Annotated in this window: 17 protein-coding genes; 7 read left to right on the forward strand and 10 right to left on the reverse strand. The window is 68.0% G+C overall.

What is annotated here, in order from left to right; translation table 11 throughout:
- Window positions 1-3 precede the first annotated feature (3 nt).
- A complete protein-coding gene (locus IPK27_06645; protein ID MBK8067300.1) occupies window positions 4-576 on the reverse strand; it encodes a hypothetical protein in 573 nt (190 codons plus the stop codon).
- Between the two features lie 578 nt (window positions 577-1,154).
- Between IPK27_06645 and IPK27_06650 the strand changes: the two genes are divergently transcribed.
- Window positions 1,155-3,572 carry an ABC transporter permease gene (locus IPK27_06650; protein ID MBK8067301.1) on the forward strand — a complete coding sequence of 806 codons (2,418 nt, stop codon included), beginning with the start codon at window positions 1,155-1,157 and terminating at the stop codon, window positions 3,570-3,572.
- 130 nt (window positions 3,573-3,702) lie between these two features.
- Here the strand turns inward: IPK27_06650 and ureG are convergent, their stop codons facing one another.
- From ureG to IPK27_06690, 8 genes are all read right to left on the reverse strand, one after another.
- A complete protein-coding gene (gene ureG / locus IPK27_06655; GenBank protein MBK8067302.1) occupies window positions 3,703-4,341 on the reverse strand; it encodes an urease accessory protein UreG in 639 nt (212 codons plus the stop codon).
- 8 nt (window positions 4,342-4,349) lie between these two features.
- Entirely contained in the window at window positions 4,350-5,096 is a 747-nt protein-coding gene (locus tag IPK27_06660) for an urease accessory protein UreF (GenBank protein MBK8067303.1), read from the reverse strand.
- Between the two features lie 113 nt (window positions 5,097-5,209).
- On the reverse strand, window positions 5,210-5,776 hold the full coding sequence (gene ureE, locus IPK27_06665; GenBank protein ID MBK8067304.1) for an urease accessory protein UreE: 567 nt from the start codon (window positions 5,774-5,776) through the stop codon (window positions 5,210-5,212).
- A 124-nt stretch (window positions 5,777-5,900) separates the two neighbouring features.
- Window positions 5,901-7,601, reverse strand: a complete 1,701-nt coding sequence (ureC, locus tag IPK27_06670) for an urease subunit alpha (protein ID MBK8067305.1) — start codon at window positions 7,599-7,601, stop codon at window positions 5,901-5,903.
- Window positions 7,598-7,906 (reverse strand): urease subunit beta, encoded by a 309-nt coding sequence (locus IPK27_06675; protein MBK8067306.1) that lies wholly within the window; start codon window positions 7,904-7,906, stop codon window positions 7,598-7,600. Before IPK27_06675 ends, ureC begins: the two co-directional genes overlap by 4 nt.
- On the reverse strand, window positions 7,903-8,106 hold the full coding sequence (locus tag IPK27_06680; GenBank protein MBK8067307.1) for a hypothetical protein: 204 nt from the start codon (window positions 8,104-8,106) through the stop codon (window positions 7,903-7,905). Before IPK27_06680 ends, IPK27_06675 begins: the two co-directional genes overlap by 4 nt.
- On the reverse strand, window positions 8,103-8,405 hold the full coding sequence (locus tag IPK27_06685) for an urease subunit gamma (GenBank protein ID MBK8067308.1): 303 nt from the start codon (window positions 8,403-8,405) through the stop codon (window positions 8,103-8,105). Before IPK27_06685 ends, IPK27_06680 begins: the two co-directional genes overlap by 4 nt.
- Window positions 8,406-8,408: 3 nt before the next feature.
- Window positions 8,409-9,314 (reverse strand): urease accessory protein UreD, encoded by a 906-nt coding sequence (locus IPK27_06690; GenBank protein MBK8067309.1) that lies wholly within the window; start codon window positions 9,312-9,314, stop codon window positions 8,409-8,411.
- A gap of 106 nt (window positions 9,315-9,420) precedes the next feature.
- Here IPK27_06690 and IPK27_06695 point away from each other — a divergent pair, with 106 nt between their 5' ends.
- The 5 genes from IPK27_06695 to sufS all read left to right on the forward strand — a co-directional run bounded on the left by IPK27_06695 (window position 9,421) and on the right by sufS (window position 14,961).
- Complete coding sequence (locus IPK27_06695) at window positions 9,421-9,873, forward strand: SUF system Fe-S cluster assembly regulator (protein MBK8067310.1); 453 nt, start codon at window positions 9,421-9,423, stop codon at window positions 9,871-9,873.
- Between the two features lie 259 nt (window positions 9,874-10,132).
- Window positions 10,133-11,563: a Fe-S cluster assembly protein SufB gene (gene sufB, locus IPK27_06700; protein ID MBK8067311.1), complete on the forward strand. Its 1,431-nt coding sequence runs from the start codon at window positions 10,133-10,135 to the stop codon at window positions 11,561-11,563.
- Window positions 11,564-11,687: 124 nt separating this feature from the next.
- Window positions 11,688-12,449, forward strand: coding sequence for a Fe-S cluster assembly ATPase SufC (sufC, locus tag IPK27_06705; GenBank protein ID MBK8067312.1), 762 nt, complete (start codon window positions 11,688-11,690; stop codon window positions 12,447-12,449).
- The gene (gene sufD / locus IPK27_06710; GenBank protein MBK8067313.1) at window positions 12,446-13,744 is read left to right on the forward strand and encodes a Fe-S cluster assembly protein SufD; all 1,299 of its coding nucleotides are present in this window, start codon (window positions 12,446-12,448) and stop codon (window positions 13,742-13,744) included. Before sufC ends, sufD begins: the two co-directional genes overlap by 4 nt.
- A gap of 5 nt (window positions 13,745-13,749) precedes the next feature.
- Entirely contained in the window at window positions 13,750-14,961 is a 1,212-nt protein-coding gene (gene sufS, locus IPK27_06715; GenBank protein ID MBK8067314.1) for a SufS family cysteine desulfurase, read from the forward strand.
- Window positions 14,962-15,287: 326 nt separating this feature from the next.
- Here the strand turns inward: sufS and IPK27_06720 are convergent, their stop codons facing one another.
- On the reverse strand, window positions 15,288-15,686 hold the full coding sequence (locus tag IPK27_06720; GenBank protein MBK8067315.1) for a hypothetical protein: 399 nt from the start codon (window positions 15,684-15,686) through the stop codon (window positions 15,288-15,290).
- Between the two features lie 121 nt (window positions 15,687-15,807).
- Between IPK27_06720 and IPK27_06725 the strand changes: the two genes are divergently transcribed.
- A complete protein-coding gene (locus IPK27_06725; GenBank protein ID MBK8067316.1) occupies window positions 15,808-16,620 on the forward strand; it encodes an inositol monophosphatase in 813 nt (270 codons plus the stop codon).
- The last annotated feature ends 95 nt before the right edge of the window (window positions 16,621-16,715 follow it).

The raw sequence follows: 16,715 nt of genomic DNA on the forward strand, positions 1-16,715 counted from the left end.
CCATCAAGCTGCCAGCCAGTGCTGCACCAGCACACAGGCAGCGCGATAGTCGCGGCGCACCGTGATGTCGGTCATCGCCAACAGCTGGGCGATCTGTTTCAGCTCCAGTCCAGCCAGCACTCGCAGTTCGAAAACTTCAGCCTTGCGCGCATCGGCCTCGCGCAATCGATCCAGCAGATCGTCAAACATCACGATGTCGCAGGGCGTTTGCGGATCCCTGAGGTCCAGTCCGGTCAGCGTCACCCGCGTCAGATCACCGCCGTGGCGCTGCGCATCCTTGAAGCGCACCCGGTCCAGCAAGATCTGCCGCATCGCCAGTACCGTCAATCGATACAGATGGCGTTGCCCTTCCAGATTCCCGGCGTGCTGCTGCAGCTTGAGGAAGGCCTCATGCACCAGCCCGGTCGTATTGAGCGTGCCGCCGTGCTGTCCGGCCAACAACTGATGCGCACGCGGTTTGAGCTGGGCATAGATCGTGCCGAACAAGGCCACATCCGCCGCGCTCAGACCACGCGTGCACCGCAGCTCCGGCAGTGGGTCAGCAGGGATCGCAGGATCCGCGTCGGTTGTATCCAAGGAGGCCATGACTCCGTTTTGCAGTGCACCGGCCGCTTGGCTGGGTCGGATCGAGGAACGGGTATGCCGCACTGCGGATGCGCAGAGCGGCGGTCCGCAGCGGTTGCTGTGATTGCGCGCAATAGACACACGCACACGCGCCGAAAGCATAGCCCGGGTCTTGCCCGCAGAGCCAAGCGCGGCGTACACAGCGGGACCGGCAGGGATGCACACCCGTGGGCGTTGGTTGGTACCCGTACTGAGCGGGCTTGCGTCACATGCAGCGCATGCGCGGCCGGATTGGCGTGGGCTGTCGGAAATTGCCGACGGGCGCGTCCGAAATCTGCGGATTTGTGCGTGTCCTCGATTCGGCGGTGTGTGTCCTCGATTCGACGTGCTCGCTTTGGGCACTGAAGTCGCGAGTACCTGGCCTTCGATTGTGGACAGGCCTTGTCCAGAATCGCGACGCGCGTTCGGTGTGGCCTCAGTCGAAGGCTGGATAATCAACGACCTGCGTGATGGCTCGGTAATTGCTACGGGCCGGCAGCCCAACCAGTACCGAGGGATTCATGCAACGAACGACTGCACGAGCGGCGACGATGGCTTCGGTTCGGGGGGCGCTGATCCGCGAGCTGACCCTGTCGATTCGCGGCCTGCTGAAGAACTGGGGCTTCGCGCTCGGCACCACGCTCGTACTCGCGCTGGCCATCGGCGCCAACGCCGCGATGTTCTCGATCGTCAACACAGTCTTGCTGCAACCGCTCGCGTATCCGGATGCAGAGCGGATCGTTGCGGTCGAGACCTACTGGGCGAACAGCGGACGCGCCAGCCCGGATGTGTCAACGCCGGACTTCGCCGACTGGCAGGCGCAGAACGACGCGTTCGAAGCCATGGCCTACTACGGTGGCGAGAAGGATGTCGCCATCGTCGTCGGCGATCGCGCCGAGTTTGCCAACGACATGTATGTCTCGCGGGATTTCTTTGCCGTGTTCGGCCAGTCGCCAGCGGCCGGGCGGCTGCTCACGGAGCAGGATGCCCCGGCTGACGACGCGCCGCCGACGGTGGTCGTCGTGCGCCATGGCTGGGCGCTGGCGCACTTCGGCAGCGCGCAGGCCGCGGTGGGCCAAACCATCGTGGTCTATGGCTCGCCGATGCAAATCGTCGGCGTGGCCGCGCCCGGGTTCAGCTACCCCGATGCCACCGACCTGTGGGCGGCGTGGCGCAGCACCGGTACCGAGCGCAGCGCGGCCGACTTCCAGGTGGTCGGCAAGCTCAAGGCCAGCGTGCCGTTGGCCAGCGCACAGGCGCAGATGCGCACCATTGGCGAAAACCTGGCTGCGAAGCACCCGGAAAACCGGCTCAAGTCGGTGGCGCTGGTGCCGTTGCAGGAGCGACTCACCGGCGGCGTCCAGAACATGCTGCTGATGCTGATGGGCGCGGTGATCCTGGTTTTGCTGATCGCCTGCGTGAATGTCTCCAGCCTGCTGCTGGTGCGCGCATCGGGGCGGACGCGTGAGATGGCCTTGCGCGCGGCCCTGGGCGCGAGCCGCGGCCGGCTGGTGCTGCAACTGCTGACCGAGAGCTGCGTGCTCGGGGTGTTAGCGGCGACCGTGGGCCTGGTGCTGGCGTCCGCCTTCCTGTGGGCATTGCTGGCCTGGCTGCCGGCCGACCTGCCGCGCCTGAGTGAGGTGCGCATCGATGCACCGGTGGTGCTGTTCGCCTATGGCCTGTCGCTGGTTTCGCTGGTGGTCTTTGGCTTGCTGCCCGCCCTGCATGCCTCCCGGCTGGACCTGTCGCACGCGCTGCGGCAGGGTGATGGCGGCAAGGGCACGACGGTGGCGGGCAGCCAGGGTCTGCGTTCGGGGCAGGTGATCGCGCAGGTCGCGCTGTCCGTGGTGCTTCTGGTGACGGCCGGCCTGCTGCTGCGATCCTTCCAGGAGCTGCAACGGGTAGATGTCGGCTTCGCCACCGAGCGGGTGATGGTGGCCTACACCCAGTACCCGACCAATTCCGACGAGGACCGGCGCAAGCGCATCGGCTTCTACGCGGATGTGATCGACCGGCTGCGGGCGGAGCCCGGCATCTCGGCGGCGGCCGGTGTGGCCTTCCTGCCGATGGGCCGGGAGCGCCGGCCGGCCCGCGAGTACCTGGTCGAAGGCATGCCGGACGAGCTTCCGGGAGCGCGGCCCAAGGCCGAGTTCAACGCGATCACGCCCGGATACTTCCACGCGCTGGAGATTCCGCTGCACGCCGGGAGGGACTTCTCGCGCGCGGACACGGCGGAGACACCGCCGGTGGTGATCGTCAACGAGACCTTGGCGCGCACCACGTTTCCGGGCGAGTCTCCGCTGGGCAAGCGCATTCGTCCGGGTCCCAACGCGCCGTGGATGGAGATCGTCGGCGTGGTCGGCGACACCCGCTGGCAGGATCCGGACCGGCCACCCCCTGCGGTGTTGTATGCAGCGTCGATGCAGGGCGTCGGTGGGTCGCTGTCGATCATCGCGCGGACCTCGCTGCCCGAGGCCTCGCTCACCGGGGTTGTGCGCAGCATCCTGCACGCTGCCGGTCCGGACGTGCCGGCGCGATTCGAGTCGATGCAGCAGATGTTCGCGGGTGCGATCGCCCACCCGCGCTTTCGCGCCCAGTTGATCGGCGTGTTCGCCGGCGTCGCTGCCATGCTGGCGGCGGTCGGCATTTTCAGCGTGCTTGCGCATCTGGTCGGGCAACGCTCCCGGGAAATCGCGGTCCGTCGCGCGGTCGGCGCGCGGGCCGTCGACGTTGTGCGCATGGTCGTCGGCCGGGGTCTGAAGCTGGTCGTGCTCGGTCTGGTGCTCGGATCGCTCGGAGCGCTTGCAGCGGGACAGCTGCTGAGCGGACTGCTCTACGGCATCAGCCCGTGGGATGTCGGCGCGTTTGCGGGTGCGTTGTCGGCGCTATCGGTCGCGGCACTGCTGGCCATGCTGGTTCCCGCCATCCGGGCGACCACCATCGCGCCAATCGCGGCCCTGCAGCAGTAGTCGCAGGGCGCCGCGCGTCATTGCCGCACGGCAGGGCCGGACGATGCGGGCGTGAGGACCCGGCCGGCTTCTTTGGTCGCGTTGTCGCATGTCGAGCTTAAAGCGCGCGCAAGTGGACCCGGCGCTGACCTCAGGCCCCGACCAGCCCCTCGCGCTCGATGAACGCCACCACCTGGTCCAGCCCTTGCTGGCGGCGCAGATCGGTCATCACGAAGGGCTTGTCGCCGCGCATGCGCAGGGTGTCGCTGCGCATGATCTCGAGGTTGGCACCGACGTGTGGGGCGAGGTCGGTCTTGTTGATCACCAGCAGGTCCGAGCGGGTGATGCCGGGGCCGCCCTTGCGCGGGATTTTCTCGCCGCCGGCCACGTCGATCACGTAGATCGTCAGGTCGGACAATTCGGGCGAAAAAGTCGCGGCGAGGTTGTCGCCGCCAGATTCGATGAACACGATGTCGGCATCGGGGAATACCTCGAGCATGCGTTCGATCGCCTCCAAGTTGATCGAGGCATCCTCGCGGATCGCGGTGTGCGGGCAGCCGCCGGTTTCCACGCCGAGGATCCGCTCTGGCGGCAGGGCGCCGGAGACCGTCAGCAGGCGCTGGTCTTCCTTGGTGTAGATGTCGTTGGTGATGGCGACCAGGTCATGCCGCGCGCGCATCGCTTTGCACAGCATCTCCAGCAGGGTGGTCTTGCCCGAACCCACCGGGCCGCCGATGCCGACGCGCAGCGGGGGCAGGGGACGGGTGCGGCGCTGGCTCCAGTGCGACATGGGCATCCTCAGGAACGGAACAATCGGGAGTACTGGGTTTCGTGCTGCGCCGAGCGGATCGCCAGCATCGGCGCGAAGTGGGTGATGATGTCCTCGCCGGTCGTCATCGCTTGCGCGATCGCTGCCGGCAGCCGCAGCCCCAGTCGCCGCAACAGCGCCTGGCCCTGGGTCTGGCCGAGCGGCACCAGCTTGACTGCGGCGGTGCTGAGGTTTTCCAACAGGCCCCAGCCCGCGGCGTGCAGGCCGATGGCCGGCGTGAGCCCGAGCGCGCGCGCCGCCAGCGCATGCGCAGTGGCGTAGGCAAGCGGTTGCAGCGCGGCCAGCGCCAGCAACTGGTCCGGGCGCAGTGCCGGCAAGGCCGGCAGCGCAAGCAGCCATTGGCGCAGCGAATGGCCGGTCTGGGTGCATTCGAGCAGCAACTCGCTGCTCTCGCGTACGGCCAGCACGCGGTCGTTGAGCGCATGCAATTCGCCCAGTTCCGCCGATTCCCACGCGGCATGGGCGCGCAGCCACAAGGGTGCGTCACCGCGTGCCCAGCAGAGGTCGAGGTAATCACCGATCCAGCGCTCGGCGCCGGCGGCATCGTGCACCACGCCGGATTCCACCGCGGCTTCCAGACCGAGCGAATGGCTGAAGGCGCCGATGGGAAGGGCGGCGGAGGCGAGTTGCAGCAGGCCGGGGAGGCAGGCTGGATCGAGGTCCGCGGCGCTGGGTGGGAGCGGGCTCCGCCCGCGATCTGTCGCCGATTGCGTCAAGAGATCGCGGGCGGAGCCCGCTCCCACAGGGGCGCACACCCGAGTTCGAGGCGGGCCGCCCCGCAGCACGGAAAGGCGCCGATTAGCCGGCACCCGGCCCAGGCTGCGCCGGGTCATGACGCTCGATCCTGATCCGCTTTCGCTTCCGGATGCGGATGCGGATGCGGATGCGGGTGGTCGTGATGCGCGAACAGTGCCTGCGCGAGGCGGTGATCGTCGGCGAAGGTGGCGTCGTGACCATGCCGATGGCCGCCGCCGTAGGCGCCGGATTCCGGTTGGAACGGCAGCATGGCGGGTTCGCAGTGCACGCCGATCTGCGCCAGCATCGCCTCCAGCACGGGGTCCGGTTCGATCGCGAGATAGCCTGCGCCGACCTCGACCGCGACATGCCGGTTGCCCAAGTGATACGCGGCACGCGCCAACGTGGTGGCGTCGTCCGAGCGGATCCGCACCACGGTCTCCGCCGCGGCGCAGACCTCGAAGCGCCGGCCGTCGTCCGCGACCAACTGGTCGCCCGGTTCCAGCGTCGTCCCCGGTGGCAGCGCGATGCCCAGCTCCAACCCGTCTACCAGGATGCGCTGGCGGCTCCGCCGTCGCTGCGCCGCCGTGAGTTCCAGCGCGTGGGCGGCGAGTGCGTCGGGTGGACAGTCGGCGGCGGGGATGCGGGTGCGGATGAGCATGGAGGTGAGTGGTGAGTAGTGAGTAAGCGCCGGCAAGTGCGGCAGGTCAATTCGTGTTGTTTCAGGTCTCCAGCAAACGCCCGGCCATGCCGGCTGCTACTCACCACTCACCATTCACCACTCACTAAAAAAGAAAATACCGCTGCGCCATCGGCAGCACCTGCGCGGGCTCGCACCACAGCGGCTCGCCGTCAGCGTGCACCACGTAGGTCTGCGGGTCGACGCGGATCTCCGGTGTCGCGCTGTTGTGGATCATGTCGGCCTTGCCGATGCGCCGGCAGCCGCGCACCGCGACTAGTGGCTTGGTAAGGCCCAGGCGCTCGCCGATGCCGGCGGCCAGCGCGGACTGCGAGACGAAGGTCAGCGAGCTGTGGCTGAGGCTGCGGCCAAAGGCGGCGAACATCGGGCGGTAGTGCACTGGCTGCGGGGTCGGGATCGAGGCGTTCGGATCGCCCATCGGCGCCATCGCGATGCTGCCGCCCTTCAGCACCAGGCTGGGTTTGACGCCGAAGAATGCCGGGCGCCACAGCACCAGGTCGGCCCATTTGCCGACTTCCACCGAGCCCACTTCGTGCGCGATGCCGTGGGTGATCGCCGGGTTGATCGTGACCTTGGCGATGTAGCGCCGCACGCGAAAATTGTCGTGGCGCGCGGGGTCGCCGGGCAGGCTGCCGCGCTGCAGCTTCATCTTGTGCGCGGTCTGGAAGGTGCGCAGGATCACCTCGCCCACGCGCCCCATCGCCTGGCTGTCGCTGGAGATCATCGAAAACGCGCCCAGGTCGTGCAGGATGTCCTCGGCCGCGATTGTCTCGCGGCGGATGCGGCTCTCGGCGAAGGCCACGTCCACGGCGATCACCGGGTCGAGGTGGTGGCAGACCATCAGCATGTCGAGGTGTTCGTCGAGGGTGTTGACGGTGTAAGGCCGGGTCGGATTGGTCGATGAAGGCAGCACGTTCGGCAGCATCGCCGCCTTGATGATGTCCGGCGCATGGCCGCCGCCGGCGCCTTCTGTGTGGTAGGTGTGGATGGTGCGGCCCTTGAACGCTGCGAGAGTGGTCTCGACGAAGCCGGACTCGTTCAGGGTGTCGGTGTGGATCGCGATCTGGGTATCGCTGCCCTCGGCCACGCCGAGCGCGCAGTCGATTGCAGCCGGCGTGGTGCCCCAGTCTTCGTGCAGCTTGAGGCCGATGGCGCCGGCGTCGATCTGTTCGACGAGCGCGCCCGGCAGGCTGGCGTTGCCCTTGCCGAGGAAGCCGAGGTTCATCGGGAAGGCTTCGGCGGCCTGCAGCATGCGCGCCAGGTGCCAGGGTCCGGGCGTGCAGGTGGTGGCGTTGGTACCGGCCGCAGGGCCGGTGCCGCCGCCGAGCATGGTGGTGACCCCCGAGGCCAGCGCTTCCTCGATCTGCTGCGGGCAGATGAAGTGGATATGGCTGTCGATCGCGCCGGCGGTGAGGATCAGGCCTTCGCCGGCGATGATCTCGGTGCCGGGGCCAATGACGATGGTGACGCCCGCCTGGATGTCCGGGTTGCCGGCCTTGCCGATGGCGCTGATGCGGCCAGACTTCAGGCCCACGTCGGCCTTGACGATGCCCCAGTGGTCCACGATCAGCGCATTGGTGATCACCGTGTCGGCGCAGTCGGCGCTGCTCCGCTGACTCTGGCCCATGCCGTCGCGGATCACCTTGCCGCCGCCGAACTTGACCTCCTCGCCATAGATCGTGAAGTCGCGTTCGACCTCGATCAGCAGCGCGGTGTCGGCCAGGCGCACGCGGTCGCCGACCGTCGGCCCGTACATCTCGGCATAGGCTTGGCGCGAGATCTTCATGGCAACTCGCCCATCACCGCACCGGCGAAGCCGTACACCTTGCGCGCACCCGCCATGGCGACCAGTTCCACCGTGCGCGCCTGCCCGGGCTCGAAGCGCACCGCGGTGCCGGCCGCGATGTTCAGGCGGAAGCCCAGGCTGGCGGCGCGGTCGAAATCGAGGGCGCTGTTGGCCTCGAAGAAGTGGTAGTGCGAGCCGACCTGGATCGGGCGGTCGCCGGTGTTGGCGACCGTCAGCGCGCGCGTCGCGCGGCCCGCGTTGAGTTCGATTTCGCCCGCTTCGACGAGGACTTCGCCCGGAATCACTGGTGGTCTCCGGGTCGCCGCCCGCGGTTTCGCTCGGTGGGACGCCGTTGCCAGATCATCGCCGCCGCGACGCCCAGCGCCGCGAGCAGAGCGGCGTACACCCAGTGCTCGGGTTCGCCCGGGGCATGACCGGGATGGGCCAGCAGCGGGCTGGGTGCGAGGAGCAGCAGGGCGAGTGCGTTTCTGGCGTGGGCGTTCATGCGATCGGTCCGTGGACGGTGACGAGCTTGGTGCCGTCGGGGAATGTGGCCTCGACCTGGATGTCGGGGATCAACTCGGGTACGCCGTCCATGACGTCGTCGCGGCCGAGCAGGGTGGTGCCGTAGTGCATCAGTTCGGCGACGCTGCGGCCGTCGCGCGCGCCTTCCATGATCGCGGCGCTGATCAGCGCGACGGACTCGGGATAATTGAGTTTCAGGCCGCGCGCGCGCCGGCGCTCGGCCAGCAGGGCGGCGGTGAACAGCAGCAGCTTGTCCTTCTCGCGCGGCGACAGTTCCATGCGTCAGGTGTTCCAGATCCGGGGTTGGCAGGGGTTGCGATGGGCCACTGCGGGCCGCAGCAGCGCCCACAGCGATTCCAGCAGGGCACGCACGGCCGCGCAGTCGTGCCCGAGCGCGCGGACCAGCAGCACGTCGGCAGGCGCGCCCAGCCAGCTGATGCCGCAGGGCAGCGCAAATTCCGCTGCACGCTCGCGCAGTTCGTCGAGCAAGTCGTCGACCTGGTCGCGCAATGCGGGTGCCGAGGCCCAGGCGGTGGCCATGACCGGATGCCCGGCCAGCCCCAGCGGCGAGTCGCGCAGCGGGTCGGTGGCGCCGAGCGCCACCTGTTCGCGCCAGCGCTCGCGGCCGGCGCGCAGCAGTTGCACGCGCTGGCACCAGCGGCCGCGCAGCCACTGCTCGCCCGCCGCGATCCGCCCGAACTGCACGATGTCCCAGCCGAACATGCGTGCACCCGGGTCGAGCTCGATCCGCAGCGCCTGCAGGGCTTCGGCGCCGTCGAACAGGATCGATTCCTGCGGCAGCCATTCCAGGCAGGCATCCGCGCCCAGCCGCAGCGTGGTCGATTGCCGCGCGGCGCCGCGCTCGCCGTGGTACCACTTGGTGGCGCCCGGGGTGGTCGCCAGCACTTCGGCGCCATCGGCCAGGTCGAGCGCGATCTCCAGGTGGTCGCCACCGGCCAGACCGCCCGGCGGGTGCAGCAGCAGCGCATGCGCGATGCCGGCGCCTTCCGGGTACAGCGGCTTCTGCACCCGCAAGGGGCCCTCGAAGCGGTTGCGCACCAGACGCGTGCATGCCTGCGGGTGGCGCGCGAAGCCGAGGTCCAGCCGTGCGTGCCACGCAGGCGGCCCGGCGCGGCGTTGCGCGGGCGAATCGGGGCCTGGCGGGGCGAGGGCGTGGAGGGCGGGCATGCCCGTTCAACGCAAGGACCGCGCCAGCCTGCAGGCCGCCGTTGATCGGCGGTTCACCCAATTGGTACTATTTTGGTCCTGTATCGATTGCCGGGCCCGCAAGCCGATGTTCCGCCTGTCCAAACTCGCCGACTACGCCACCGTGCTGATGGCCTGCCTGTCGGAGGATCCGGCCGCGCAGCTGTCCGCGCAGGCGCTCGCCGAGCGCACCCGGCTGGAGGCACCGACCGTGGCCAAGCTGCTGAAGCAACTGGCGCAGGCCGAGCTGGTGCTGTCGACTCGCGGCGCCAGCGGCGGCTACCGCCTGGCGCGGCCGGCGAACGCTATCAGCATCGCCGAGATCATCGCCGCCATCGAGGGCCCGCTCGGCATGACCGAGTGCAGCATCCACTCGGGCCTGTGCGACCGCGAGAGCCACTGCACCGTGTCGAGCAATCTGCGCAAGATCAGCAACGCCGTGGAATCCGCGCTGCGCGCCGTGACCCTGGCCGACATGGCCGCGCCGCCGCTGCGCTGGCAGCCGCGCGTGCATGTCGAGCGGCTCGTGGTCGAGGCATGAGCCATGGCTGTCGTGGACCGGATCCCCATTCAACGCGGAGACGCGGAGTGCGCGGAGAAAGGCAGGAGCCTGGATCGCTCCCCTTCCTCTGGGTCTTTGCGTCTGGGGCGCTGGCTGCGACCTCTGCGCGGAGGCGATTCACCGCATGATCCTGCTTCTCTCCGCGTTCTTCGCGTCTCCGCGTTGAACACTCCCCCTCGATTCGAAGCGGCAGCCCATGACCAGCACTGAAACCATCGAAGCCCCCGTGAGCACCGGCATGGCCGCGGTCGACGAGGTCGTGCGCAAGTCGTATGAGCATGGCTTCATCACCGAGATCGAGACCGAGGTGGTGCCGCCCGGCCTGAACGAGGACGTCATCCGCCTGATCTCGGCGAAGAAGTCCGAGCCGGAATGGATGACCGAGTGGCGCCTGAAGGCCTATCGCCACTGGCTGACGATGGAGCAGCCGGACTGGGCGAAGCTCGCCATCGCCGCCATCGACTTCCAGGCGATCAGCTATTTCGCCGCGCCGAAGAAGAACCAGCCGAAGTCGCTGGACGAGGTCGATCCCAAGTTGCTGGAGACCTTCGACAAGCTCGGCGTGCCGCTGCACGAACGCGCACGGCTGGCCGGCGTGGCGGTGGACGCGGTGTTCGACTCGGTCTCGGTGGGCACCACCTTCAAGAAGGAACTGAACGCGGCCGGCGTCATCTTCTGCTCCTTCTCCGAGGCGGTGCGCGAGCACCCGGAGCTGGTGCGCCAGTACCTCGGCAGCGTGGTGCCGGTGGGCGACAACTATTTCGCGGCGCTCAATTCGGCGGTGTTTTCCGACGGCAGCTTCGTGTTCGTGCCCAAGGGCGTGCGCTGCCCGATGGAACTCAGCACCTATTTCCGCATCAACGCGCGCGACACCGGGCAGTTCGAGCGCACCCTGATCATCGTCGAGGACGGTGCCTCGGTCAGTTATCTGGAAGGCTGCACCGCGCCGATGCGCGACGAGAACCAGCTGCATGCCGCGGTGGTGGAGCTGGTCGCGCTGACCGATGGCCAGATCAAGTATTCGACGGTGCAGAACTGGTACCCGGGCGACGAGAACGGCGTCGGCGGCATCTACAACTTCGTGACCAAGCGCGGCGACTGCCGCGGCGCGCGCAGCAAGATCAGCTGGACCCAGGTCGAGACCGGCTCGGCGATCACCTGGAAGTACCCGAGCTGCCTGCTTCGCGGCGAGGATTCGGTGGGCGAGTTCTACTCGGTGGCGCTGACCAACCACCGCCAGCAGGCCGACACCGGCACCAAGATGATCCACCTGGGTGCCCGCACCAAGAGCAAGATCATCAGCAAGGGCATCTCCGCCGGGCGCGGGCAGAACACCTACCGCGGCCTGGTCAAGGTGGAGCGCCACGCCGAGGGCGCGCGCAACTTCACCCAGTGCGATTCGCTGCTGATCGGCAAGCGCTGCGGCGCGCACACCTTCCCGTACATCGAGGTCAAGCACCCCAGCGCGATCGTCGAGCACGAAGCCACCACCAGCAAGATCTCCGACGACCAGTTGTTCTACTGCCTGTCGCGCGGGATCAGCGAGGAAGACGCGGTGTCGATGATCGTCGACGGCTTCTGCAAGCAGGTGTTCAAGGAACTGCCGATGGAGTTCGCGGTGGAGGCCAAGAAGCTGCTCGAAGTGAGCCTGGAAGGGGCGATCGGGTAGGCGGGATCTGGTAGGCCGGTGTACCGCGCAGCGGTTCACCGGCAACAAGAAACGGCAAAGGCGCCGGTGAACGCGGTGAAGCTGCGTACACCGGCCTACGCAAGCAAGACTCGGAAATCGAACGATGCTCGAAATCACCAACCTGCACGCCCGCGTGGCGGGCAAGCAGATCCTGAAGGGGCTCAACCTCACCGTGAACGCGGGCGAGGTGCACGCGATCATGGGGCCGAACGGCGCCGGCAAATCGACCCTGGGCAATGTGCTCTCCGGGCGCGAAGGCTATGAGGTCACCGAGGGCAGCGTGCGCTACCTTGGCGAGGACCTGCTGGCGCTGCCGGCCGAGGAGCGCGCCGCCAAGGGCGTGTTCCTGGCCTTCCAGTACCCGGTGGAGATTCCCGGCGTCAACAACACCTATTTCCTCAAGACCGCGCTGAACGCGCAGCGCAAGGCGCGTGGCGAGCCGGAACTGGATTCGATGCAGTTCCTCAAGCTGACGCGCGAGAAGCTCAAGGTGCTTTCGATCTCCGACGAGCTGATGCACCGCGCGGTCAACGAAGGTTTCTCCGGCGGCGAGAAGAAGCGCAACGAGATCTTCCAGATGGCGATGCTCGAGCCGCGCCTGGCGATCCTCGACGAGACCGACTCGGGCCTCGACATCGACGCGCTGAAGACCGTCGCCGAGGGCGTCAACCGCCTGCGCTCGCCCGAGCGCGGCTTCATCGTGATCACCCACTACCAGCGGCTGCTCGACTACATCGTGCCGGACTTCGTGCATGTGCTGGCCGACGGGCGCATCGTCGAGAGCGGCGACAAGTCCCTCGCGCTGGAACTGGAAGAGCACGGCTACGCCTGGGTCAAGGAGCGCAAGCTCGGAGCCGCGGCATGAGCAGCGCGCTCGCCGATCGCCTGCTGGCGGCGCTGCCGGCCGCTGCGGGCGCCGATGCGGCTGCGGCGCGGGCGGCATTCGCCGCCGCCGGCTTGCCGGACCGCAAGGTCGAAGCCTGGCGCTTCAGCACGCTCGGCGGAATGGAATCGCTGGATCCGACGGCGGGGTTCGTCGATTCGCTGGGGCTGCCGGAACTCAGCGGGATCGCGGGGACGCTCGTGGAGTGTGCCGGTGGCCAGGATGTCCTGGCGGATACCTTGCCGGATGGGGTGACGGTGGTTTCCGCTGCCGCCGCACCTGTGGGAGCGGGCTCCGCCCGCGAGCTTGTCGCCACAGAAACAGAAAATGATCGCGGGCAGAGCCCGCTCCCACAGAGCGCGGCACCGCACGGACTGCAATCGAGGACCGCACGCGCGCAGGCTTTCCGCTGGCTGGCGCACGCCGGTGCCGCGGAGGAACTGCAGGTCGATGTGACGGCGCCGGTCAGCGGCATCTGGCGCCTCGCCTGGCAGCACAACACCGCGGGCCTCGCGCAGTCGCGCTGCCGGGTGCGCGTGCGCAGCGGCGCGTCGATCTCGCTGGTCGAACATCACTTCGGATCCGATGTCGCTGCCGGCCTGGCGAACCGGCTGCTCGCCATCGAGGTCGAGGACGGCGCTTCGCTGACCTGGATCCGGGTGCAGGAAACCGGCGCGAAGGCGCAGTCGGTCCAGCATTCAGATGTGCGCGTGGCTGCTGGCGGGCGCTTTGCCCTGGTGGCGCTGGAACTCGGCGGGCTGTGGTCGCGCCACACCCTGGCGCTGGACCTCGCAGCCGCGGGGAGCGAGGCGCGTGTCGCCGGACTGGTGGCGCTGCAGGGCCGCCAGCACCACGATACCCAGTTGTCGCTGGCGCACTCCGCGGGCGGCGCGTCTTCGCGCACGCTGTGGAAGGCGATCGCCAACCAGCGCGCCCGCAGCGTGTTCAACGGCCTGATCACCGTCGCGCCGGGTGCCGACCAGACCGAGGCGCACCTGAAGACATCCAACCTGCTGCTGTCGCCGCATGCGGAGATCGACACCAAGCCGGAACTGGTGATCGAGGCGGACGAGGTGGTGTGCTCGCACGGTGCCACCGTGGGCCAGCTCGACGACCGCGCGCTGTTCTACCTGCGCTCGCGCGGCATCCCGGAGGCGCAGGCGCGTCAGATGCTGACGCTGGCCTTTGGCGGCGAAGTGCTCTCCGCCATCGATTCGCCCGACCTGCGCGCAGCGCTCGCCGAGCGCGTGTCCACGCATTTGCCGCAGAGCGCGTGAGCCGCATGGACATCGCATCGCTGCGTGCGCAATTCCCGATCCTCGCGCGCGAGGTCCACGGCAAGCCGCTCGTCTATTTCGACAGCGCCAACACCGCGCAGAAGCCGCTGGCGGTGATCGCAGCGGTGGACGATTTCTACCGCCGCCACAACGCCAACGTGGCGCGCGCGGTGCACACGCTGAGCGAGGAAGCGACCACGCTGTACGAGACCGCGCGCGAGAAGATCGCGGCCTTCATCGGCGCGCCCGCCGCGCGCGAGGTGGTGCTGACCAGTGGCACCACGATGGCGATCAACCTGGTCGCGCTTGGCTACCTGCGCCCGCGCCTGAAGGCCGGCGACGAGATCGTGGTCAGCCAGATGGAGCACCACGCCAACATCGTGCCCTGGCAGCTGCTGTGCGCGCAGACCGGCGCGGTGCTCAAGGTGGCGCCGATAGATGACGACGGTACGCTCGACCTGCCGGGCTTGCTGGCGCTGCTCGGCCCGCGCACCAAGCTGGTCGGCCTGGCGCATGTGTCGAATGTGCTCGGCACGGTCAATCCGGTAGCGGAGGTTGCGGCGCAGACCCGCGCCCGTGGAATTCCGCTGCTGGTCGACGGCTCGCAGGCGGTGCCGCATTTCCCGGTCGACGTGCGCGCGCTGGGTTGCGACTTCTACGTGTTCACCGGGCACAAGCTGTACGGGCCGACCGGCACCGGCGCGCTGTGGGGCCGCTTTGATCTGCTCGATGCGATGAGCCCGGTGATCGGCGGCGGCGAGATGATCGAGTCGGTCAGTTTCGACGGCACGGTCTACGCGCCGCCGCCGCGGCGCTTCGAGGCCGGCACGCCGAACATCGCCGGCTTCGTCGGCCTGGCGGCCGCCATCGACTGGCTGCAATCACAGGACTGGCCCGCGCTGCGCGCGCACGAGGACGCGCTCGGCGAGCGCCTGCGCGCGGGCCTGCGCGCGACGCCGGGTGTGCGCTTCACCGGCGATGCGCGCGAGCGCGTGCCGGTGGTCAGCTTCGTCGTCGAGGGCGCGCACGCCACCGACCTTGCGGTACTGCTGGACCTGGACGGCATCGCCGTGCGCTCCGGCCAGCACTGCGCGCATCCGCTGATGCAGCGCTTTGGGGTCGGCGCCACCACGCGCGCCTCGCTGGCTTTCTACAACACCGCGGACGAGGTCGACCGCTTCCTCGCGGCGCTGGTCAAGGTGCGCGGGATGCTCTGAGGGAGTTCCGGTCGCCCCTGCCGGTGCGCTTGTTCGGCATAGCGCGGCGTGTTTCGGAGGAGGACGCAAAGGACGCAAAGAAAATCAAACGCGATTCAGCGCTGGTATCCCCGGGCTCTTTGCGTCCCTTTGCGTCCTTGCGTACTCAATCACAGGGTCGCCGTTCCGCACGGGCTGAAAATGTATGAAATTCAACATTGCGGGGGGGGCCACTGTCGCGCCGGGGTGCGCGCGTTCCCCGGTGCTTGCCGCTGGCGGTGAATCGCTGCGCGATACACCGCCCTACCAGAATCAACCGCTCGCGGCTTGTCGCGTGGAAGCCGGCGTCAGCGACTGTTGCGCAGATGGTCCGAAAAGCAGTCGACGGCTGACTGGATCGCGCGCAGGGAGCGCTGGAACACGCTCTTGAAGTGTTCCGGTGGATTGCAGAACAGCTCCACCGCGGCCCAGGTGTTGTCGCCCAGCGGGTAGACCTTGGCCACCTTGATCTCGATGCAGGCCTGGAGTGCCGCCTGGTTGACGCGCAGGCGTTCCTCCTCGTTCTCGATCTCCCAGAAACCGGGGTAGGCGAGGCGGAAGTACTCCTCGTCGTCGTCGGACACGATCAGGATGTACAGGCCACCCTCGAACTTGAACGTGACATCGCCGTTGTCCTCGACATGCGGCAGGTAGCCTTCCTCGGCGAGGTAGGCGCGGTACATCTCGGTCAGTTCGCTCTTGGTCATCGTCGCGCTCCGGGTGCGGCGCGCCCAAGATAGCAATGGGCGGTGGATGCCGGAACGTGGTTTGGCCGCTCCGGCCGCGTCTGCTAGCCTTCGCGGTCCTTACAAATCCGAGATGTCCCCGATGCGCAAGCCCGCCGTGAATATTGCTGTCCAGGCCGCGCGCAGGGCAGGCACCGTGATCCAGCGCAGCATCCACCGCGCGGATGCCATCGGGGTCAGCGACAAGGGGCAGTACGATTTCGTCACCGACGCCGACAAGCTGGCCGAGGCCGAGATCATCAAGGAAATCCGCAAGGCCTATCCGGACCACGCCATCTGGGGCGAGGAAACCGGCCGCAGCGGCAACTCGCGCTACGTCTGGGTGATCGACCCGATCGATGGCACCAGCAACTTCATGCGCGGCTTCCCGCATTGCTGCGTGTCCATTGCGATGATGGAAGATGGCGTGATCCAGCACGGCGTGATCTACGATCCGGTGCGCGACGAGATCTTCCACGCGACCAAGGGCAGCGGCGCCTACCTCAACGAGCGTCGCATCCGTATCGGCGCGCGCAACGGCATGGCTGGCGCGCTGGTCGCCACCGGCTTCCCGTTCAAGCAGCGCCACCGCCTGGCGCTGCAGATGCGCATGGCCAAGTCGCTGCTGGACGATGGCGAAGACTTGCGCCGTACCGGTTCGGCGGCGCTCGACCTGGCCTACGTGGCCTGCGGGCGCCTCGATGGCTATTTCGAGTTCGGGCTGCAGCCCTGGGATGTCGCCGCCGGCGCGCTGATGGTGCGCGAGGCGGGCGGCGTGGTGCTCGATTTCGAGGGCGGCGAGGACTGGTTCGAATCCGGCAATGTGATCGCCGGCAACATCAAGGTCGCCGCCGCGATGGTCGCGCGGATCAAGCCGCTGGCTGGCAAGCGCAAGGCGATTTCGGAAGAAGATTGAAGCTCTTCGCTCTGGAATTGAACCTGAGGTCCAGGGTGAAATGTGAAACGTAAAACGTCAATTGCCGCGGGCTGTCGTTGACGTTTTACGATTTC

Source organism: Rhodanobacteraceae bacterium (assembly GCA_016713135.1).
Taxonomy (GTDB): Bacteria; Pseudomonadota; Gammaproteobacteria; order Xanthomonadales; family SZUA-5; genus JADKFD01.

Bases quoted from the DNA above. Each gene is read 5' to 3' on its own strand.
- IPK27_06650 (MBK8067301.1), top strand. From the start codon at position 1,155: ATGGCTTCGGTTCGGGGGGCGCTGATCCGCGAGCTGACCCTGTCGATT.
- ureG (MBK8067302.1), bottom strand. From the start codon at position 4,341: ATGTCGCACTGGAGCCAGCGCCGCACCCGTCCCCTGCCCCCGCTGCGC.
- ureE (MBK8067304.1), bottom strand. From the start codon at position 5,776: ATGCTCATCCGCACCCGCATCCCCGCCGCCGACTGTCCACCCGACGCA.
- ureC (MBK8067305.1), bottom strand. From the start codon at position 7,601: ATGAAGATCTCGCGCCAAGCCTATGCCGAGATGTACGGGCCGACGGTC.
- IPK27_06680 (MBK8067307.1), bottom strand. From the start codon at position 8,106: ATGAACGCCCACGCCAGAAACGCACTCGCCCTGCTGCTCCTCGCACCC.
- IPK27_06685 (MBK8067308.1), bottom strand. From the start codon at position 8,405: ATGGAACTGTCGCCGCGCGAGAAGGACAAGCTGCTGCTGTTCACCGCC.
- IPK27_06690 (MBK8067309.1), bottom strand. From the start codon at position 9,314: ATGCCCGCCCTCCACGCCCTCGCCCCGCCAGGCCCCGATTCGCCCGCG.
- IPK27_06695 (MBK8067310.1), top strand. From the start codon at position 9,421: ATGTTCCGCCTGTCCAAACTCGCCGACTACGCCACCGTGCTGATGGCC.
- sufB (MBK8067311.1), top strand. From the start codon at position 10,133: ATGGCCGCGGTCGACGAGGTCGTGCGCAAGTCGTATGAGCATGGCTTC.
- sufC (MBK8067312.1), top strand. From the start codon at position 11,688: ATGCTCGAAATCACCAACCTGCACGCCCGCGTGGCGGGCAAGCAGATC.
- sufD (MBK8067313.1), top strand. From the start codon at position 12,446: ATGAGCAGCGCGCTCGCCGATCGCCTGCTGGCGGCGCTGCCGGCCGCT.
- sufS (MBK8067314.1), top strand. From the start codon at position 13,750: ATGGACATCGCATCGCTGCGTGCGCAATTCCCGATCCTCGCGCGCGAG.
- IPK27_06720 (MBK8067315.1), bottom strand. From the start codon at position 15,686: ATGACCAAGAGCGAACTGACCGAGATGTACCGCGCCTACCTCGCCGAG.
- IPK27_06725 (MBK8067316.1), top strand. From the start codon at position 15,808: ATGCGCAAGCCCGCCGTGAATATTGCTGTCCAGGCCGCGCGCAGGGCA.